This is a genomic window from Psychrobacter sp. ANT_H59, from assembly GCF_008369225.1.
Lineage (GTDB): Bacteria > Pseudomonadota > Gammaproteobacteria > Pseudomonadales > Moraxellaceae > Psychrobacter > Psychrobacter cryohalolentis.
In genome coordinates, this window is sequence record NZ_VOBE01000001.1 from 342,360 (window position 1) to 363,922 (window position 21,563).

At 41.9% G+C, this 21,563-nt stretch carries 18 protein-coding genes; 14 read left to right on the forward strand and 4 right to left on the reverse strand.

What is annotated here, in order from left to right:
• Window positions 1–122 precede the first annotated feature (122 nt).
• The 6 genes from FQ083_RS12750 (at window position 123) to yfaE (ending at window position 4,072) form a co-directional block, all read left to right on the forward strand.
• A complete protein-coding gene (locus tag FQ083_RS12750; RefSeq protein WP_149408455.1) occupies window positions 123–1,226 on the forward strand; it encodes a hypothetical protein in 1,104 nt (367 codons plus the stop codon).
• Between the two features lie 169 nt (window positions 1,227–1,395).
• Window positions 1,396–1,647 (forward strand): type II toxin-antitoxin system Phd/YefM family antitoxin, encoded by a 252-nt coding sequence (locus FQ083_RS01315; protein WP_020443322.1) that lies wholly within the window; start codon window positions 1,396–1,398, stop codon window positions 1,645–1,647.
• A complete protein-coding gene (locus FQ083_RS01320; protein WP_149408457.1) occupies window positions 1,637–1,924 on the forward strand; it encodes a type II toxin-antitoxin system RelE family toxin in 288 nt (95 codons plus the stop codon). Before FQ083_RS01315 ends, FQ083_RS01320 begins: the two co-directional genes overlap by 11 nt.
• 94 nt (window positions 1,925–2,018) lie before the next feature.
• Window positions 2,019–2,402: a hypothetical protein gene (locus FQ083_RS01325; protein ID WP_149408459.1), complete on the forward strand. Its 384-nt coding sequence runs from the start codon at window positions 2,019–2,021 to the stop codon at window positions 2,400–2,402.
• Between the two features lie 72 nt (window positions 2,403–2,474).
• Window positions 2,475–3,608, forward strand: a complete 1,134-nt coding sequence (nrdB, locus tag FQ083_RS01330) for a class Ia ribonucleoside-diphosphate reductase subunit beta (RefSeq protein ID WP_149408461.1) — start codon at window positions 2,475–2,477, stop codon at window positions 3,606–3,608.
• Between the two features lie 197 nt (window positions 3,609–3,805).
• A complete protein-coding gene (yfaE, locus tag FQ083_RS01335; protein WP_011513453.1) occupies window positions 3,806–4,072 on the forward strand; it encodes a class I ribonucleotide reductase maintenance protein YfaE in 267 nt (88 codons plus the stop codon).
• 124 nt (window positions 4,073–4,196) lie between these two features.
• Here yfaE and FQ083_RS01340 read toward each other — a convergent pair whose 3' ends face one another.
• Window positions 4,197–5,525, reverse strand: a complete 1,329-nt coding sequence (locus FQ083_RS01340) for a S1C family serine protease (protein WP_149408463.1) — start codon at window positions 5,523–5,525, stop codon at window positions 4,197–4,199.
• Between the two features lie 259 nt (window positions 5,526–5,784).
• Here FQ083_RS01340 and FQ083_RS01345 point away from each other — a divergent pair, with 259 nt between their 5' ends.
• Window positions 5,785–6,603, forward strand: coding sequence for a Nif3-like dinuclear metal center hexameric protein (locus FQ083_RS01345; protein WP_149408465.1), 819 nt, complete (start codon window positions 5,785–5,787; stop codon window positions 6,601–6,603).
• Window positions 6,604–7,589: 986 nt separating this feature from the next.
• The gene (locus tag FQ083_RS01350) at window positions 7,590–8,798 is read left to right on the forward strand and encodes a transglycosylase SLT domain-containing protein (protein ID WP_149408467.1); all 1,209 of its coding nucleotides are present in this window, start codon (window positions 7,590–7,592) and stop codon (window positions 8,796–8,798) included.
• Window positions 8,799–9,028: 230 nt separating this feature from the next.
• On the opposite strand, the gene FQ083_RS01355 is transcribed toward FQ083_RS01350, so the two are convergent.
• The 3 genes from FQ083_RS01355 to FQ083_RS01365 form a co-directional block, all read right to left on the reverse strand.
• Entirely contained in the window at window positions 9,029–12,091 is a 3,063-nt protein-coding gene (locus tag FQ083_RS01355) for a LysM peptidoglycan-binding domain-containing protein (RefSeq protein WP_149408469.1), read from the reverse strand.
• Window positions 12,092–12,266: 175 nt separating this feature from the next.
• Complete coding sequence (locus FQ083_RS01360; protein ID WP_011513448.1) at window positions 12,267–12,761, reverse strand: hypothetical protein; 495 nt, start codon at window positions 12,759–12,761, stop codon at window positions 12,267–12,269.
• A 411-nt stretch (window positions 12,762–13,172) separates the two neighbouring features.
• On the reverse strand, window positions 13,173–14,453 hold the full coding sequence (locus FQ083_RS01365; protein WP_149408788.1) for a CNNM domain-containing protein: 1,281 nt from the start codon (window positions 14,451–14,453) through the stop codon (window positions 13,173–13,175).
• A gap of 502 nt (window positions 14,454–14,955) precedes the next feature.
• On the opposite strand from FQ083_RS01365, the gene yajC reads away from it, so the two are divergent.
• The 6 genes from yajC (at window position 14,956) to FQ083_RS01395 (ending at window position 21,500) form a co-directional block, all read left to right on the forward strand.
• The gene (gene yajC / locus FQ083_RS01370) at window positions 14,956–15,282 is read left to right on the forward strand and encodes a preprotein translocase subunit YajC (protein ID WP_011513446.1); all 327 of its coding nucleotides are present in this window, start codon (window positions 14,956–14,958) and stop codon (window positions 15,280–15,282) included.
• A 305-nt stretch (window positions 15,283–15,587) separates the two neighbouring features.
• Window positions 15,588–17,465: a protein translocase subunit SecD gene (secD, locus tag FQ083_RS01375; RefSeq protein ID WP_149408471.1), complete on the forward strand. Its 1,878-nt coding sequence runs from the start codon at window positions 15,588–15,590 to the stop codon at window positions 17,463–17,465.
• Between the two features lie 9 nt (window positions 17,466–17,474).
• A complete protein-coding gene (gene secF, locus FQ083_RS01380; RefSeq protein ID WP_149408473.1) occupies window positions 17,475–18,719 on the forward strand; it encodes a protein translocase subunit SecF in 1,245 nt (414 codons plus the stop codon).
• A gap of 207 nt (window positions 18,720–18,926) precedes the next feature.
• Window positions 18,927–20,345, forward strand: coding sequence for an MATE family efflux transporter (locus tag FQ083_RS01385; RefSeq protein WP_149408475.1), 1,419 nt, complete (start codon window positions 18,927–18,929; stop codon window positions 20,343–20,345).
• Window positions 20,346–20,419: 74 nt separating this feature from the next.
• Entirely contained in the window at window positions 20,420–21,151 is a 732-nt protein-coding gene (locus FQ083_RS01390; RefSeq protein WP_149408477.1) for an AzlC family ABC transporter permease, read from the forward strand.
• Window positions 21,141–21,500 carry an AzlD domain-containing protein gene (locus FQ083_RS01395; protein ID WP_149408479.1) on the forward strand — a complete coding sequence of 120 codons (360 nt, stop codon included), beginning with the start codon at window positions 21,141–21,143 and terminating at the stop codon, window positions 21,498–21,500. The genes FQ083_RS01390 and FQ083_RS01395 overlap by 11 nt, the downstream gene beginning before the upstream one ends.
• Window positions 21,501–21,563: the final 63 nt, after the last annotated feature.

Here is a 21,563-nt window from a genome sequence, read left to right on the forward strand (position 1 = left end):
TCACGTCCGCTGTTTATTGCTACCTACCCGATCGTGTCAACGTGACTCACCCAGAAGTGTTGGCAGACCACTAAATAGTTAGTAGTCTTCGTATCATATTAAATCATCACGGAGGATTCTTAATGTCATTGATAGATACTTACCAACGGAATGTGCATCGTAAAGGAGAGGAGTTGCAGCGTTTAACGCAACTTAAGAACAAAGAACAGTTAAAAACTAATGATCTAAAGAATAAAATAAACTCCGCATCTCTAGCTTTGTCAAAAACGAAGACTGCGAGTACTATTACATCTAAAAGTCGTGAAATAGATAGATTTCGAAGTCAAATTATCGTTATAGATAAAAAAATTGCAGATTATGATAAGAAAATAAGCAGTAAAAGCAAGCAGATTTTCGATGAAGAAAAAAGGCTGGCTAGAGAGCAAGATAATGAAAATAAGAAAAAACAAAAAGAATCAGAGCGTCTAAGAAAGGAAGCTTTAAAAACCTCCAGAGAGAATGAAAAAATACAAAAAGTACAACTGTCGAAGTTGAATGAAATAAAAACGACACTTTATGAACATGAAGGAGTACATGAGAATATGACGGCTAGTATAAAGAAGCTCCAAAATCTCCCAGAAAAAATAAATGTTTTGTTTCTAGCTTCAAATCCTATAAATGTTCAGCAATTAAGGCTTGACGAAGAGGCACGCTCAATTAGAGAAATGATTAATAAAACAAGATTTCGTGATTCAGTCTTATTTGAAAGTAGATGGGCAGTACAACCAATGGATGTTCTACAAGCTATTAATGAGCTTAATCCAACAGTAGTACACTTTAGTGGTCACGGTTCAGATTCGGATGAAATCGTATTTCAAGATGCTGAAGGTAAAGCTAAACTAATTAGTAAAGAAGCCATAGTACAGACTATGATGGCTTCATCAAATACTATTAGATTAGTATTCTTTAATACATGTTACTCTCACAATCAGGCAAGATCAGTAGTTGAGCATGTAGAAGCTGCCATCGGAATGAATACTACTATAGGTGACAACGCTGCTCGAATTTTTTCCTCTCAGTTTTATTCTGCTATAGGCTTTGGGATTTCATTAGGAAAGGCTTTTGAACAAGCTAAGGCACTACTGATGATGGAAGGAATAAAAGAAGAGAATACTCCAGAACTTTTTATCAAGGAAGGCTTAGATGCATATGAATTGATAATTGTTAAGCCAACTGAATTGCTATAATCGAAACACAGATATTTGTAGGGTGCGCCCAGCGCACCAATGATATAGAAATTGTGTTTAAAGGTGCGCGAGGCGTACCCTACAAAATATATAGATTAACAAATAAGACCTAATTTTCGTGCTAATATTAGCCCTATATTTAGAGCGTAATATTAGCGAGGAATGAATCATGCAACCAATATTTGCCACACAGACAGCCAGTATCTCGGAACTAAAAGCCAACCCATCGGCACTGATTAAACAGTCAGATGGTGAGTCCATTGCTATTTTAAACCACAATAAACCCGTGGCTTACTTAGTCTCAACAGACGTCTTTGAGCGCATGATGGAAGCGATGGATGATATGGCATTGAGCCAAACCGTTAGCGCACGATTGAACGATGGGCAGATACCGATAAAGGTAACGTTGGATGACTTATAATCTTGAGTTTCATCCTCTTGCGTTAAAAGAATGGAAAAAATTAGCGCCCAGTATTCAGCAGCAGTTTAAGAAAAAATTACAGCAGCGATTGTCAAACCCTCATGTGCCTGCGTCAAAACTATCGGGACATACGGATACTTATAAAATCAAATTACGCACCGTAGGCTATCGTCTGGTATATACCGTAAAAGATAATGTGGTGGTGGTTTATGTGCTAGCCGTAGGCAAAAGAGAAAACAACAAAGTATATGATGCGCTTGCGACGCGCCAGCCATGATGAAGCTAATACATTGACACAGTTATCATAAAAAGCGTTCAGCGCTATCATAGAAATATAGAAAAACATAAACAATAAAAACGACGGAGGTCATGTGCAATATACCGCAATCATCAAAGACGGTGGTTTGTTTATCCCAAACGTATTTTCAGACCTAAACGATGGTGGCTCGCATATCGTACAAGTAGAAGTCGACATCGCAGACGTCCGTGAGCAATTAGGCGAAGGCACAGCAGCAAAACCAGAAGCATTAAAGAAAGTCGCCACAAAAGTATTGAAAAAACCAATAAAGAGAGCAACTAAAAAAGACGTACAGAAAGAAATGCAGCAACTATCAGATGATGATGGTTTGAGTGCGCTGCGTAAGAGTGCGATCGATGAATTGGAAGGTTTGGACGATAGCGAGCTGAGTGAGATGTTTAAAGCATATATGAATGATGGACAGACGCCAGAACAGATATCTTTAGAGAACTTGTAATATAATCCAATCAAACCAAATATAGTTAAAACCCTATAACTTAATAACCCTATCAATGATAAAGGCAGTCCCATGACATACTCGATTTTTTCCCAAACGCCAAACAATGCGCTAACAGAGCCGATGTTTTTTGGTAATCCGGTCAACGTGGCGCGTTACGACCAACAAAAGCACCCTATCTTTGAGCAATTGATCGAAAAGCAGTTGTCGTTCTTTTGGCGTCCAGAAGAAGTTGATGTGTCAAAAGACCGTATGGATTATGGCAATCTATCCTCACATGAGCAGCATATCTTTATCAGCAACCTAAAGTATCAGACGCTGCTCGACTCTATCCAAGGTCGTAGCCCAAACGTCGTGCTATTGCCACTGGTATCGATTCCTGAGCTTGAGACGTGGATTGAGACGTGGACGTTTTCTGAGACCATTCACTCGCGCAGCTATACCCATATCATTCGTAATATTATCAATGACCCTGCTATCGTCTTTGATGACATTATGCAGAACGAGCATATCCTAGGGCGCGCGGCGGACATCGCTAAGTATTATGATGATTTGTATTACAGCTCATCGCTATATAACCTATACGGTGCAGGCACGCATACGATCAATGGTAAGCAAATTACCATCGATTTAAAATCACTGAAAAAGCAGCTTTATTTGTGCTTGATGGCAGTCAATGTTCTAGAAGCCATTCGCTTTTATGTGTCGTTTGCTTGCTCATTTGCCTTTGCTGAGCGTAAGCTAATGGAAGGTAATGCCAAGATTATTAAGCTCATTGCTCGTGATGAGGCGCTACATTTAACGGGCACGCAGCATATCCTTAACCTCATGCGTATCGGTCGTGATGATCCAGAGATGGTCGATATTGCCAAAGAATGCTATGAAGAAAGCATCGAGATCTTCCGCAAAGCGGCTGAGCAAGAAAAAGAATGGGCAGGATATCTGTTCAAAGACGGTTCAATGATTGGGCTGAATAAAGACATTCTGTGCCAATATATCGAATACATCACCAATTTACGTATGGAAGCGGTTGGCTTACCAGTCGCATTCCCGAATTCTAAATCAAATCCGATTCCGTGGATTAACACGTGGTTGTCGTCTGACAACGTACAAGTTGCCCCGCAAGAAACAGAGATTAGCTCGTACTTGGTCGGTCAGATTGACTCAGATTTATCAGACAGTGACTTTGATGATTTTGAGTTATAGAAGATAGTTTTTCAGGATTGAGCTTTTAATATAGTCGATTCATCATAGAATAAGTGTAGTGCTGCTGGGATAAGTTTTGCGCAGCCTCTGTCTGCGTAGGCAAAGCAAGCAAGTAAAATTTATCCCAGTAGCACGTTATAATAATTGTACTTATTTTATTTAGGATTGACCATATTATAAAAAGATAGGATAAAACGATGACTTGGGTAATGACGAGTAAGAAGCAATTTTACTTGCATGATGACGAAAGCTTGCTTGATGGATTGCTACGCACCGGACATGATATCAATTATCAATGTAAGGAAGGCTATTGTGGCAGCTGCCGCATCAAGCGTATCGCCAGCTCACACGTTATTGATTATCCTTTTGAGCCGCTTGCTATGATTGAAAAAGATGAAATCCTACCCTGCTGCTGTAGAGTACAAGGCGTGATTTATGTCAATCATGAGCTGATAGAAAAGTAGCTGCTAAATCAATAAATTACTAACCATTCGATCAATCAAAACTTATTAAAAAAGCGCGCTATCTTATAGATAGCACGCTTTTTGTTATTGCTCTTAGAGATCAGAGAATCGTTAAACACCCTCTTTACAAAGGTGCACCATCTCTTTCGAACAGTAATAAAAGCTCTTCACGCATACGGTCACGCTCGGCTTCGGACATCATAGGGATATCTTGCTCTGGAGCTTGTAAGCTTGGCAGCTGATTACCCCCAAGCGTTTCATCTTGAATCACAACGGGCACGGTGACGGGCTCTTCAACTGGACGCTCCTCTAGCAATATCTTCACTTGCGCATTTTTACCTTGACGTAAGATTTGAGCATGCAGCGTGGTATTAGGTGCTTTACGAGCGACATACTGAATCAAGGTATTGGCATCAGTCATCTCAACCCCATCAATGGTCAAAACAATATCGCCAACTTTTAGACCGCTCTTAGCAGCTGGGCTCTTAGGAACCACGTTAAGCACTTCTACGCCTGTTGACGATTCGAGCTGTGTGGGATCTCTCAGCTGTGATTGTATCTCAATACCCAGCCAACCACGACTGACCTTGCCATCTTTGATCAGAGCATTCATCACTTGCTCAACGATAGCGGTAGGAATAGCAAATCCAATACCCATAGAGCCACCAGAGCGTGAGTAGATGGCAGTATTAATACCAATCAGCTCACCACGTGCATCAACCAATGCGCCGCCCGAGTTACCGGGATTGATAGCCGCATCAGTCTGAATAAAGTCTTCAAACTTATTGACGCCAAGCCCTGTACGTCCCGTCGCTGAAATAATACCTTGGGTAACGGTTTGACCGACACCAAAGGGATTACCAATCGCTAGTGCTACATCGCCTACCAGCGTCGGTTTTTCACGAAAGCCCAATGGTGTAAGCCCAGTCATATCGACTTTAATCACTGCCAAATCACTATCTGGGTCTGTGCCAATTAATTTTGCACGGCTTTTACGACCATCATTAAACGCAACGGTAATTTCATCGGCTTTTTCGATCACATGCGCATTGGTGACGATATAACCATCATCCGACACGATAACGCCTGAACCTAGGTTGGTATTGCCTTGCTCTTCTGACGGTGCGCCATGATATTCAAAAAACCGGCGCAACACCGGATCGTTCATATAAGGATGTTCTGCCATCGTCTGCGTGGTATAGATATTGACCACAGATTGGGAGGCTCGAGCCACACCATTATGATAAGAGGCGATAGGCGTTGGTGAGTCCGATACCGGCTCGGAAGCTTGCTGCTCAGCAGGTGTGGTCTTTGGCGGCTCCCATTTTGCCTCCGATGCTGTCTTCATACTCGCAAATAACCAAATAAAGGCGGCTGTGACCAATAGCAGTAAAATCCAAGGTAACCACCTTAAGAGACCAGCCTTGTTATTGGCATTCGGGGATGACGACATATAAAAACCTCTATAATTTCACATGGACAATCGGTATTAAGCCATATCAGGCGTACGCCTTGATATAAGGCACTTTCACATGTGTAAATTATAGCTGTCCTCATAATACAATGGTAGCGCATCGTGTACCGTTTCAGTTATTGGGCTTGTCTATTCTTTTGCCACATCATGTTAAAATGGTGATCAAGAGAAATAATCCATTATTTATAAATACTTGAGCTACTGCAATTATTAATTGAAATTTTTATAAGGGAATACTATGAGCACGCACCATATCTTAATCACATCATCAAATACCATCCTTACTGCACAATCCCTAACTGAATTTTGCGATGATTACTTATCAGCGACTGCGTTTAAAGATTATGCACCGAATGGTCTACAAGTAGATGGCGGTCGGCCTATTAAGCGTATTGTCACTGGTGTGACTGCCTGTGAAGCATTGATTGATGCCGCCATTGCAGATAATGCTGATGCGATTATGGTACATCATGGCTATTTTTGGAAAGGTGAACCTGCCCCATTGACTGGAATGAAAGGTCAGCGTATTCGCAAGCTTATGCAGCATGGTATCTCCTTGATCGGCTATCACCTACCACTCGATGCCCACCCTGTCATCGGTAACAATGCCACATTGGCGGCGGCGTTAGACATGACCATCATCGAGGCACTTTATCCGACTGAGACACATCCGGTTGGTAATATTGCTACTTGTATACCGCAGACGGCTCAAAGCCTTATCGCTCAAATTACTCAAGCATTGGGGCGTATACCATTACATATTGCCGCTGAGTATAACGTCGATACTAATACCAGTAATAGGTTAATTGAGCGAGTGGGCATCTGCACGGGCGGCGCACAAGATATGATTGAGCAAGCAGCATTAATGGGCTGTGATGCATTTATTTCTGGTGAAATATCAGAGCGTACCACTCATATTGCCCGTGAGCTTAGCATTGACTATTTTGCTTGCGGACATCATGCGACAGAACGCGGCGGCATTGAAGCATTAGGTAGGATTGTTGCTCAGCAGTTTGACTTACCAGTGACATTTATCGATATCGATAATCCTGCTTAAGCAGCAGAAACTTATTTTTCTCCTAAAAAAGATAGGTAAGCAGATTTTTTCTTACCTGTCTTTTTTATTTTGGCCAGTAACAGAACAAACTTATATTCATAAAATCGAAATTATGCGACAGAAAACAGGCTAAATTATTACCGTCTATAGTGCTATTGTTAAGTTTTATCGCAATTTTCTTAACCACACTTGAATAATCAGATGAATATCTGCATATTACTATCTGTAGAAAGAATGTCTTGTCATGAGACTCCCCATTATTACAGCTTCCGGTTATGGCACTAAAATGATGATTGAGGTCTAAAATCCTATTATTTTTACTTTTTTAATAGGGATATAGACAGCAATCAATACAATATCACCTCGGCTTATACGTTCTTGAGTAAGGTGATATTTTCTATTTTAGTGTTGCAGTAGCGGTACAGCAAACTGCTTTATGGTTTTTTAACCATTGGCTTTTATTGATCAGTCTTTATTTACCAGACAGATTAAATTGCTTGTCTTTATTGCTGGATAAACGGTATGAGTGACCATTTACTCTCAACATAGTCAGAGTATTTAATTATCCATACCAGCGTAACAACTCTGAGCATATCCTGCTCACGCCACGTTTTTCCAATAATTTATTCATGACCTTACCGATATTTTAAAGTGTCTTTTAAATAATGTCGTTTAAATAGTTCGAATCACAGCCAAGTCTATCATTGATGAAGGAATCATCTGATTTAGCGCCTTTGCGGTGTTTTGCAGCCTTTTTTTAGCAATCAGGTATTAAAGTGCTTTTTTATGCTCTTACACCCCTTGCTATAAGGTTGCCAGCTGAGACTGTACGGCTATATTTAAACGAGATGCTATGAGATTTATATGCTCAATAATTATGTAAATTTTATAGTATTTAAAATGCACCTCTATTTATGCTGCTGATATTGGCGTAAATGAGCACGTATTTTTATGGTAAGTAGGATGGCTAAAATTAGGAGACATCCATGCAGCGAATTACTTATCGTGCGAAAGCATCTGCGCGAGGGGCTAAACGCCGTATCTCATATATATTGCGTCCATCTAAACGCTTGCTAAACACCGAAAGTAACATCGTTCCAGCTGTTGCATCTATCAAAGTTACTCGTTTCGCCAAAACCAAGAAATTGGCGCAAATCTCAAGCATCGCCCTACTCTCACTCCCTGCTGAGAGTCTGACGACCATGAATAACCAAGTACCAGCTTATGACCATGTTATGCTGGAGAAGACCTTGACCATCGCTGCTGTTCCAGGCGATAGCACTTATTTTGCGACCGATGGCTTCCAACATGGATTTGGTTACGACTTAGTGCGTAACTATGCTGATGAGCTTGGGGTAAAAGTCACTCTCAAAGCTTATGCTGATGAGGAAGCTGCGCTAAGAGCGTTACAGTCAGGCGATGCGGATATGGCATTGACCACGGCCAGCACCCAATTAAAAAGCCAGCTGAATTTATCTTCTATTAATGTCAGCTGTGGTTATGATGCCAGTTTGACCAAAAATGGCTTGCATCCTAAAGTAAGCTGGACGTTTAATTCTGCCAATGATCCATTGTCACAAAAAGCCAGCTATTTTTTATGTGATAGCATCAAGCTTGATAATACTCAAAAGCTAGCCGCCTTTTATAATCAAGACTTATTAAAAGATGCCTATAGTCAAGACCATTTCAAGACCACACTGACAGAAAAGCTGCCTGATTATCAGTCTTCGTTTGAAGAACAAGCGCGCAACTACAATCATGATTGGGAGCTTTTGGTTGCCATAGGTTATCAAGAGTCGCACTTGGATGCCAATGCCGTCTCTCCGACCGGAGTACGCGGCATTATGATGCTGACTAATAATACGGCAAAGGCAATGGGCGTCTCAGACCGTGTTGACCCTTACCAAAGTATTGGTGGTGGCGCTCGTTACTTGGAGCAGATGAAAACTGATTTTGCCGATGTGCCAAAAACGGATCGTATTTGGTTTGCGCTTGCGGCTTATAATATGGGACCAAATGCTGTTAAAGGTATTCAGCGTAAATTGAGTGCCAAAGGTATCGATGATAAAAGTTGGGCAAATATATATGCCTATCTGTCTGATAATAAAGCGTCAAATAGCCGCTATGGTCAAGCCATGCATTACGTAAGTAATATCCGAAGCTATCTTGAAACGATAAAAACCGCGACGGTTTGATCAACCTTCTACAGATAGCGATATCTATAGTCAGTGAAAAGTAACATCGACACATTATGTACTGCTGGTATCAATTTTTCTTGCTTGCTGTGCCCGTGCAGACAGAGGCTGCGAAAAATTTGTACCAGCAGTACCGTAGTGTTTTTAGAGAATTTTGACTATAAATAAAAAAGCTGCTCTTTGATAAGAGCAGCTTTTTTATTAACAACATTTATTCAAATATGAACAGATTAGCGATTAGGCACCGTTAAGCGTTGACCGCGTTGCAGCATGGTATCGACTGCAATGTCATTCATATCCGCAAGCTCTTTGGTTGAAACGTCGTATTTACGTGCCAAACCAATCAAGCTGTCTCCTGAGCCAACCGTATAGCTGACCGTTAATTTCGGCACTTTGATGGTCTGACCACGTTGTAACTGAGCTTTAGTCGAAATATCATTGGTAGCAGCTAAGTCTTCAACTGAAACACCGAAGCGGCGTGCTAAAGCAATGAGTCCATCGCCAGACTGCACCTTATAGCTTTCTGTGTTGCCGAGCTTTTTGCCGCTATTACTGGTAGCTGGCGCGCTATCAGCCTTACTGGTGGTCTCTGTGCTCACCGAACTACTGCTCTTGCTACTGGCCGCAGCATTGGCACTAGTACTCACGCTACCTTTAGCAGGAATGGTAATCGTGCGACCTAAGATCAAGTTAGAATTGGTCTTGAGATTATTAGCTGCTGCCAAATCACCCAAGCCAATATTATAACGCTGGGCAACACCCGTCAAAGTATCGCCTGATTTTATCTTGTAGCTGACTGCCTCATCATTTAGCTGACGATCAACCAATTCTTTTGATACAGGAACTTTAATCGTTTGTCCACGTTGCAAACGTGCCTTAGCATCAAAGTTACTGTTTACGGCAGCAATATCTTCTGCGCTGACTCCAACACTATTAGCAATGCCAATCAAGGTATCCCCTGATTTGACTTTATAATTGCTAGTCGGCGCTGAGCTTGAACTGCTGGCTTTGGTTGTGGTGTTATTGCTACTAGCAGTGCTCTGTATAGCAGTAGACCCACTGTTAGAAGTAAAGTCTACACTGGCAGGTACTTTTAAGGTTTGACCGACGTATAATGAATCTGTCGTACCAATATCATTAAGACTGGCCAATGTCTCAGTCGTTATATTAAATTGGCGTGCAAGTGCAATCAAGCCATCACCCGCTTTTACTTTATAGTTTTTGGTCGCAGTCGATGACTTCTTCGGTTTAGTAGATGGCGCGGCAGGAGTGCTGACTGGCGCTGTTACTTTGCCTGGGATAAGCCATAGTTTCTGACCTCTTAATAAATCTGCACGGCTGCTCAAATTATTATAACTTGCTAACTGCGTCACTGATAAACCAAAGCGATTGGCAGTACCTATAAGCGTATCGCCACCTTGTACCACATAACTTTCAGGCTGGCTCGCGACAGTGCTGCTGGTAGCGCTCAATGGCTCGATAGTTTTGGCATTATATAGATACAAAGTACTACCAGAGAGTAGCTTGGCACTGGCATCCATTTGATTCCATTCGGCAATATCGCGCCAGCTCACACCAGAACGACTGGCGATATTAGCCAAAGTATCACCGCGTTTGACCGTATAAGTGGTACGTGTGCCTTGTGGTTTTGGCTTACTAACTGAGGTTTTTGGGAAGCTCAGTTTCTTCTCTTGTCCCGTGGCTTCTAAGACGGACTGCTGCGTCTGTACGGCAGATAGATTGATATTACCATCGGCGTTAATGACATTGGTTTCAGGCGTATTAATACGAATTTGATTGGCAATAAAATCACGCTCCGCTTTACTTAGCGGCGGCTCTTGAATGATGGTATTGTTTTGAGTGATTTGTGCTGATGTGGTCGGTAAGCTGTTACTACTTTTCAGCTCAGCATTGATTTTTTTGGTCTCTGCTGAGGTTAAAGGTGGCTCTGTACGCACTGAGGCACTGCTGCTATAAACTGAGCTGCTGGTCGTTGATGACGATGGCGGAATATAGCTGGTGGTTTGCTGCGGGACGCTTGCACTGGCAGCATAATCAGCAAGACCCTTGCCAGTACCCGGCAATGATGAGCTGGTAGTATATGGCTTATTATAGCTTGGCGTTGTTGAGCCAGAGTAGCTTGGCGTAGTCGTCGTAACAGCATTGCTAGAAGCGAGAATATTACTACTGCCATTACCCCTCAAAGCGCTCAGCTTCACATCAGTAGTCAGACTGACATCATTAGGAATAATAATACGCTGCGGACCTGATGAATCGATACGTGCTGAGGTTAACGCCGTATTTAATCTTTCTAATTCATCGTAGCTAACACCCGTGACTTGCGATACTTCAGCTAAGCTTACGCCATAGTTAACAGGCACACTACGGAAATGCTGACGGTTAGCGATAGCCGGTAAATAGACACCGTATTTTTCAGGTTTGGCAACGATTTCGGCAACTGCCAAAAAGCGTGGTACATAGTTCATGGTTTCAGTCGGTAATCTGAGTGACCAATAGTCGGTAGGTAAACCTTGAGCTCTATTGGCATCAATGGCTTTTTGCACACGACCAGGACCGGCATTATAAGCGGCCAATGCCAGCTCCCAACTACCAAACTGATTGTGTAATGCCGTCAGAAAGTCATAAGCGGCACGTGTTGACTCAATCACATCACGGCGACCATCATATGTACTGCTTTGATTTAGACCATAAATACGTCCCGTACTCGGAATAAACTGCCATAAACCTGCCGCTGCCGCACTACTGGTACCACTTGGATCGTAGGAGCTCTCAATCACAGGTAACAAAGCCAGCTCGGTTGGGATATTGCGACGCTCTGCCTCTCTTACTGTGTGATAAATATAGCGACTGGCACGCGCTGTTAAACGGTTTAGATAGTCCTGTCTACTGGTAAACCAGCCTTTTTGTGCTTCAATACGCTGATTATAAACCGGCTGTCCACCGTTCATCCGATACCCAGCACGCAGGCGATTCCATAAGTCACCATATTGTTGAATAGCAAGTTTGTTGCCCTCAACCATAGTCATATCAGTGGCTTCCAATAAATCAGCAAGCTCATCTAAGCTTTCAGCATCCAAAAATGCAGTCGAATAATCTGCATTTCCCGTTGGCTGAACTTGCGTGGTAGGACGCTTAACCACAGCTGTGCTGCCAGTCGCCCCCGTCTTTTTCACCGCTGATGTATTACTACACGCACTGATAAGAAGAGTTGACACCGCAAGCGTCAATGGTAAAGCTATAAATGAGCGATAGTTTGATGACACAGTAGACATGATAATGGAAGTTTCCTAACAACGAGAAGTGATGAAATAAAGTTGATCGACAGTATAGTATGCAATATCGAATAAAGACCAGCTCAATATAAAAGATAATGCACAAAAATTAATGTGCCCTATCATTGATGGCTAAAGGTTCTGCTTATTAGCTGACTTTATTATTGAACGAAGACTAATTAATCGTAACTTGGGATACAGCACGCAAAAGTATGGCGTCACCAGTAGATAAAGCCAGTGTCACTCTTGAAGTAGTAACAAAGGAGACCTTTTGACCATCTTTGACCCAACTTTCATTGGTCGTTACATTGGCTTTTGCTTGTTCACCTGAAATTACAATGTTATCAACATTGATGTCATAGCGATAGTTTGAGGTATTGCCCCAGCTATTTTGCAGCAGTTTTAAATAAGCCTCTTTATCCAAACTGGTAGACTTGCCTTTTCTTGACAATGAAATCAATGCCTCATCAGAAACCAAACGCGCCACCTGATTAATATTTCGATTATTAGCGGCAGACTTCATAGCAGTTGCGTAGTTTTGTACCAAGGCTTCAGTCATGGTTGCTGCTTGCGCAGTGATAGTTATGGTGCTGACAGCAGCAACGATTGCCGCCAAGCTGGCACCTTTTATCAATAGAGCCAATAGCCCTTTTCCCCATAGTTGTTTCATGATATTCCTTAATGGTGGCTTTATAATCATTACTATTGAACGACAATGAAATAGCTACGATTTAATTATAGAGTGCTATTTATATCTAATAAATCTTATACCCTGAACTTTTTAACTACTGACGAACTAGTATATTCAATCGATGCAGTAATTAACGAGTATTTCTATTGATAGGCATTTCTAACAAGTGCTTTTATATTAAATTTCTAGCAGCCTCTTATTAGGATACTTTTAGCCTATCACTTAATTCTCACAGCCATGTGACACCCTGTGTAATTATTGCGACTACCTCAGTAAAGTATGCTTTTTGAATAAATGAGCTATCTTATAAAAAGCATACGATAAACTATCAGTAGTTTACGCAATAAAAACTGATTAAATTTTTACTGCTTACTGCTTACTGCTTACTGCTTACTGCTTACTCTCAGCCGTATAGTCTTCATAATGCTCATCATCGCTCAGCTTCATACCCAAACGCTCGACACGTCTGTCCATCATTTGCCGTGCCAATGCTTGCATGTCTTCAACGCGATCTATCTCATCGACAATCTCAAGACCTAAGAGAGTTTCAAACACATCTTCTAGAGTAACTAAACCTTTGACTTCCCCGTATTCACCGACCGTAATGGCAATATGGATACGGTTTTTCAGCATCAGCTCAAGCAAATCAAACAATTTCATCTTTGAAAAAACAAAAGTAATGTCACGTTTAAACTGCGTCAGTGGCTTATGTACGGCATGATTCACTTTTGCTAATAGCATGTCTGTTTTTAAGACAAAACCTGTAATATTATCCAAATCACCATCATAAATCGGTAGTCTAGAAAAGGTCAATTTTGGACGATCAACCAGCAATTCTGCTACTGTTTTATTCTCTTCAAAAGCCAGCATCACCGAACGCGGCGTCATAATATCTTCAACCTTAATAGCACCAAATGCCAGTAAGTTTCGGATAATACGTGACTCTAATGGATCGATTTGTCCTGCTTCTTCACCAATACTGGCAAGCGCGGCAAATTCGCGACGGCTAAAGGTTTGTGGCTCTTTACCACGTACCAGCAACTTTGTGAGTTTTTCTGAGATCCAAATTAGTGGATATAACAGTAAAATAATACCACGTACAAAGTAGGCAACCATGCCACTGAGTTGACGCCAGTACATCGTACCTAAGGTCTTTGGAATAATCTCAGATAAGAATAAAATAGCGAGGGTCATGATGGCAGAAAACAAACCAAACCAAGCACTACCAAATACAATCGTCGCTTGCGCACCTGCGCCTATCGAGCCTAGTGTATGTGCCACTGTATTCAAGGTCAAAATAGCAGCCAAGGACTGATCGATATTATCAATCTTTAGGCGTCTTAACATATGGGCTTTTTTTGGATTGCGCTCTTGAACATCAGCGATATAAGACGGCGTCATCGTCAGGAGTGCTGACTCTGCCAGTGAACAGATAAATGAGATACCAATGGCAACGAGTACATATAGTATGAGCAGCAATATGCTACTTGTACTTGGGTCCGCTACTCCTTCAGCTGCCCAGACCGTTTGCGGTAGCAGCAGCGTTATCCAGACAGATAACGCCAACAATGATTTGATACTCAATCGAGTATCGCAAAGCATCGTCGGGGGAGGTTTGGCAGAGGCGTCTTTACGACAAGCACGCGAACGATGTAAACGAGGTACAGACATAAAAGAGGTGAACAAGTTAGGTAACCTAAACAAAGAAGTAAAAGGAAGTCACAATATATCATGAGCAGAGGCAAGCAGATAGAAAATATTATCTGATATGGTCTGGATCTTTGATATATAAATGAGCACATATCGCTCAGCACAATGGCTTAAATCTTACTGTAAAAACTGGCGACTATTTGCTTTCGATAGTAGCATTGATGCGCTTATTTCACAATAAATCGCTATATATTTCAATAATCACGACACATTTGCGAATGAGAGAAATACGGGTTTCGCTTGATGGCATGTTAACTATTTACTATTGGGCTTGTTTTATAAGTCAATGGATTCTATATAATGTAGACAGCTTAAAAAGTCAGATAGGCAAAGTAATGCGCTATCAACATGCCTTTAGCTTAAGAAAAACATAATCAGCTTATGATTAACAGTTACCAAGTCTGGTATTTTTTGCTACTATGCGTCTAAATTAATTGTTATCTATAACTTGTCGAGAGAAACTATGTTGTTATTTATCCAAGCCGCTCATGCTGCTGAAACTGCCGGTGCGGCATCACTGTTCGGTCAAATCTTATTACCAGTTGCTTTTTTTGCTATTTTTTACTTTTTGGTGATTCGTCCACAATCAAAACGTACTAAAGAACATCGCGCTATGGTAAGTGCTTTGACAGTCGGCAGTGAAATCATATTTGCTGGTGGTTTGATGGGTCGTATCAAACATTTGGAAGGCGATTATGCAGTGGTAAGCTTAAATAATAATACAGATATCAAGGTACAACGTGCTTCTGTTATTTCAGTATTGCCAGCTGGTACTATCGAAAGCGTTTAAACGTCATTGGCATCTTTGATAATTGATATATGTGATCGTTAAAGTTAGTCAGCACGATAATGACTGGCTATTACTGTATCAGCATCAATTAACAGTTGTAATGATTATAAAATGACCGTACATTATTTACGGTCATTTTTGGCTTTACCGTTTTATGCTTTATTATCATCGCGGATGATCACAGTGGTGCACTATCATGGCTTCTATGGCAGCTAAATAAGCACCTCACCATTGTTATCGCTAACTTCCCATCTGCTAACTTGTGGCCTGCGTCGCCAGTAGTTTATCAACCTAAAGAAGTGATTATGCAATATCCCGCTTGGAAATACCTACTCATCACCGTCGTACTTATCATTGCCGGTCTATACGCTGCTCCTAACTTATATCCTGACGAACCTGCCGTACAGATTACCAGTGCTGCAGCAGGCACACAGTTGTCTGATGGCATTTTAACGCAGTCACAAGACTTGTTAAAAGAAGCTGGCTTGAACTACCATGATGGTACGTTTAAAGGTAACAGTGCATTGGTACGTCTTGACAATCCAGTCGATCAGCTCAAAGCTCAGGAAGTATTGAGAAAAAACTTGGGTGAGAACTATGTGGTCGCACTGAACTTAGCGCAGACAACGCCGCAGTGGTTGCGTGATATCGGCGCAAAGCCCATGAAACTTGGTCTTGATTTGCGTGGCGGCGTTCGTTTCGTCTTAGAAGTTGATATGGACAAGGCGCTCGAACAACGTCTGACCAGTGCCAGTCGCGATATTCGACGAGATCTAAGAGCTGAGCGCATTGCTGTTAAAGGTATTAAAAACGACAAGCGTAGCGTGGTATTGCATTTTTCCGATACAGACACTCGTAACCGTGCCCAAAACGTTTTGCAAAGCTCAATGGGTAACACCTTTGCCCTACAATCTTCTATTGATGAGCAAGGCCCTGCCCTGATTTTGGCGTATAACGATGCAACGCTTGATGAAATCAACAGCTATGCGGTCAATCAAAACTTGACTACCCTACGCAATCGTATTGCTGAACTTGGGGTAACAGAAGCCTTGGTACAATCACAAGGTGCTAGCCGTATCGTCGTTGAGCTACCAGGTGTACAAGATACCGCTGAGGCAAAACGCGTCCTTGGTCGTACGGCCAATCTTGAATTCCGTATGGTCGCTGAAGGTGCCGAAAACTATACAGGCGGTATTCCGCCTGCCGGTACTGAAGCGTTCCCATTTGAAACCCTTGATGGTCCGCCAGTATTATTGGAGCGCCAAGCGATTGTCACTGGTGATAAAGTTACCAATGCTCAAACCGGTATTGATGAAAGTGGCTCACCTGAGGTTAGTATTACCTTAGACAGTGCTGGTGGTAAGCTGATGCAGAATGCTACCCGTACAGCGGTTGGCAAACAAATGGCAGTATTGTTTATTGAAAACAAACAACGCATCGCTTATGAAGAAGACCCAGTTACTGGCGAAACGACTGAAGTTCGGACACCATATGCTGAAACAAAAGTCATTAACCGTGCAAATATCCAAGCAGTACTAGGCTCATCTTTCCGTATCACTGGTCTGGATAGTAGTGCTGAAGCCGCTGAGCTTGCATTGTTACTACGCTCAGGCGCGTTAGCGGCACCAATGTATTTCGTTGAAGAGCGCACCATTGGTCCATCACTGGGTCAGGAAAATATTGATAAAGGGTTATTCTCTACGCAGGTTGGTTACTTACTAGTCTTTGCATTTATGATTATCTTCTATCGTCTGTTTGGTGTGATTGCCAATATTGCTCTAGCAGTTAACGTTATTATTATTATCTCTATTATGTCCATCTTAGGCTCATCACTGACGTTACCGGGTATCGCTGGTATCGTATTGACCATTGGTATGGCGGTCGATGCTAACGTTCTAATTTTTGAGCGTATCCGTGAGGAGATAGCTAATGGAGTGAGACCGAAATCGGCTATCGTGGCAGGTTTTGATCGCGCCTATAGTAGTATTTTCGATGCCAATATCACAACCTTACTGGTCGCCTTTATCTTATTTGCAATTGGTACAGGTCCGATTAAAGGCTTTGCGATTACTTTAGCCATTGGTATTGTCAGCTCGCTGTTTACGGCTATTTTGGTCACCCGTGCACTGATACAAATTGCTTATGGTAAGCGTAAATCTATCAAACGTCTGAGCATCGGTTAGGAGAAAACTATGGCAATCGATAATAACAATCCTCTAGAAAAACAGAACAATCCTGAACCGAATGGCTCAAATAATGAAGCAACTACGCGTCGCCGTAAAAAGCCGCGCCGTGATGGCAAAGGCAGTAATACCCAAACCAATAACGCCACTGCTAAAAAATCAGCTAATAAAAATCCGCGTAGTGGCAAAAGCGCTGATAAAGATAGCCAGGTGCTCGCGCCTGCTGCTATCGATCCTAACTTAGCATTGGGTGACGCTGCTGACGATGCAGCTGCCTATGCCGAAGGCGGTATCAAAGCCGTTGGTGATCAGCGTATCATCCCTTTTATGAAGATAGAAAAGCCAATGGGTATTTTATCAATCATTTTGGTGATTGGTAGTATCATTGCAATTGCGGTCAATGGCTTAAACCTTGGTCTTGATTTTACTGGTGGCGTGTCAGCAGATGTGCGCTATGAGCAATCTGTCGAGCAAGGTGATGTGGTTACTGCGTTGGCAGATAATGGCTTTGATGATGCAGTCGTGCAGTACCTAGGCACCTCACAAGAGCTGCTAATACGTTTGCCGCCTCAATCTGATAACATCGATGGTCTTAATAGCAGCTTGAGCGAAGCATTAGCGCTACCTAATAACGATGTTGAAATCAGCAACGTGAATATTATCGGTAGTCAAGTGGGTAATGAAGTTTACTTAAGCTCAGTCATGTCAATTGTGCTTGCACTAGCGTGTATGCTGGGATATGTCGCCCTGCGCTTCCAGTTCAAACTGGCACTTGGCGCAGTATTGTCCTTGTTTCATGATGCTATCGTGACCATCGGTGTCTTTGCCTTATTTGGCTTCCCATTCGATTTAACAGTACTAGCAGCCATCTTGGCATTGATTGGTTATTCATTGAACGATACCATCGTTGTCTATGACCGTATCCGTGAAAATTTCCGCCGTGTCCGCGGGATCAGTCCGCGTCAAACCATTGATTTGTCATTAACAGAGACACTACGCCGTACGATTATGACCATTTCAACCGTGCTATTAGTGGTATTAGCAATGCTGTTCTTGGGCGGTGATGGCTTATTCTGGTTCTCAGCGGCACTGTTTATTGGTTTACTTGCTGGTACTTATTCCTCTACCTATATTGCAAGCTCGATTCCTCTAGCGATGGGTCTGTCACGTGATGACTTTATCGTCAAAGTAAAACCTGAGTTTGAAGAAGAAATCGTGACTTTCAATGATCCAAAGATGTTTGAACAAGATTGATAATGGCACCCCTGCTCACTTGGTAAATTCTCTATTAAGTGAGTAGATAAGCGTGATCATGAAAAAAGCACCTAGACTCTAGGTGCTTTTGTTTATGTATAATGGTCAAAATCAAATCAATACCTAAAAATTTTAGCGCTGCTATAAGTTATTATCCTTAGCACTACCTATGAGCATTCTTAATCTGCCTATCTAAGCGATTGCCTTATGTCATCTATCCTACCGCCACGTCCTATGCCGCCTATTGATACTCGCTATGCACGTATTATCGCTATTGCATTGCCAGTATTATTGGCAAATCTTGCAATGCCACTACAAAGCGTCATTGATACAGCGATTATTGGCAATATGAATGATACGGCAAAACTTGCTGGTATCGGGCTTGCAGTACAACTGCTATCACTATTGCTCGTCAGTTTTAACTTTTTGCAATATGCTTCATCTGGACTTTCGGCACAGGCGCTAGGACAGCTGGCTAATAAAAATACCGCTCATAACGATACTCTAAAGAATAATCCTAGTCAGCAATCACCGCTGTTGTCCATCTTGCAACGCGCTTTGGTTTTGGCATTTATGATTGGTGCAGTTTTACTACTGGTAAAACCTTGGCTCATTGATTTTGGTCTACAAGCGCTTGCCGCCAATCCTGATAGCGGCGATGCAGCAAAGACCTATTTAGATGTGCGCTTTTGGGGTGTGATTGCTGAGCTAATGAACTTTGCTTTTATTGGCTGGTTTGCAGGTCAAGGCAAGACCCGTTATATGCTATATCAACAAGGTTTTATCGCCATAATTAATATCATTCTGACACTATTTTTTGTCTTTGCAATGGATATGGGCTTGGTCGGTGTTGCATTGGGTACAGCGATTGCCTTCTGGCTGGGCGTAGTATTGGCATTATGGTTAAGTCGTCTACATTTGAAAATCTCTTGGCAGGCGTTATTTACTGCTGATCCGCAGCATTTTAATAAAGATAAGATGCTTAGGCTATTTTCATTAAATAAAGATATTTTTATTCGTACGCTTATTTTAACATTAAGCTTTGCTTGGATTACTCGACTCTCTGCTCAAAGCGGTGACGTCATACTCGCTGCCAATGCTATTTTATTACAAGTATTAAGCATCTCAGCCTTTGCCCTTGACGGGGTGGCAGTCTCTGCTGAGACGTTAAGTGGACAAGTAGCGGGTCGACGAGATTGGTCGCGCTTTCGCATTATTGTGAAGCGTACCGGCATCGTGAGCTATGGTCTTGCTATCCTGCTAAGTGCGATATGGTGGCTTGCCATGCCCACATATTTACAGTTTATGACCAATATCGAACCGGTCTTTACGCTCGCTTACGACTATCATTTATATGCTGTCCTGTTACCACTTGTCGGGGTTGGTGCTTACTGGTTAGACGGAATATTTTTTGGTTTAACAGCAGGTAGCATTATTCGCAATGCAGCCCTTATATTAGCGGCTATCTTTTTCCCATTAAGTTGGTTGCTTTATCAGCAGTGGGCTATGACGGGCATCTGGCTCAGCGTATGGTGTTTATTGTTGCTAAGAATGTTGATACTTGCTGGATTTCTATACCGTGCTCATCAAACTGGCAGCTATGAAAAACTCCAACTTGACCATTGAACGATCAGCATTACACTATTAAGCTCCTTTTAAAATTTAATAATAAACAACAATGGTAAAAACTAGGATGTGACGTGAATACTCAATCAAATGAGATCAATCAAACTCAGGTACAGGGCTATGACTGGGCAGAAGGCTTTAAAAAAAGCTTACCAGTCGCCATGGGTTATTTGCCAGCGGGCATCGCCTTTGGTGTGCTTGCGCAAGTTGCCGGTATACCAGTATGGGCAACGATTATGCTCAGCGTAGTGTTATATGCGGGCGCCGCTCAATATGCCTGCCTACCAATGTTAAGTGCTGGATTACCGATTGGCAATATCGCAACCAATATTGCTGCTATTAACTTGCGTCATGTTTTTTATGGCATGCCATTATTACAATATCTCCCAAAAAATAAAATAGCCAAGACCTATTGCTTGTTTGCTCTAACTGACGAAACTTTTTCGGTGATGACCAGTTTGCCGAATGAATCACGACAAGCGTTGATAGTGCCCATAAGCTTATTCAATCAAAGCTGGTGGGTATTAGCTGGTGCGATTGGTGTAATGATTGGTAGTGCACTGAGTGATTTGGTGCCACATTTAGACTTTGCCTTGGTGTGTCTGTTTGCGATTTTAGCTTATGAGCAATTCCAAAGTATCAAACGCTATTTCCCTATTATTATTGCTGTCATTGCTTTAGTTATCGCCTCGTTTTTTACCAGTAACTGGTTATTATTGGTAGCGATTACGATTTGTATGCTTATGATTTTAGTCCGTGGAGTTTGGGTGCAGCGCAGTGTGCAAGGAGGCAGTAATGAGCAGTAGTTATCTGATTTTTGCAACGTTCGCGATGGCAGCAGTGACTTTTATTACCCGCGCTCTACCCGCTTTAATACCCAAAAAGCTACTGGATACGCCTTGGCTGCATCGATTAAATGAAAGTTTACCGCTGTCTGTAATGGTATTACTAATCTTAACCAGCTTGTCTTATCAAGGTTTGTCACAAAGTACCGGTATCAATAGTGCGGAGATGCATTTAATAATGGCACAAATTGGCGCTTTATTATTGGTATTGTTTGTCTATCATATTAGCCGTCAATTACTGGTCAGCATGGTGGTCGGTATCACTGCGATTAATGGCTTTTTATGGTTGTTTAATGCTTTTTTAATCTAAAGAATCACTCTTAAAACTATATATTTTGACAATAAATTTAATAGCAAAAAGGCTGAATTCATT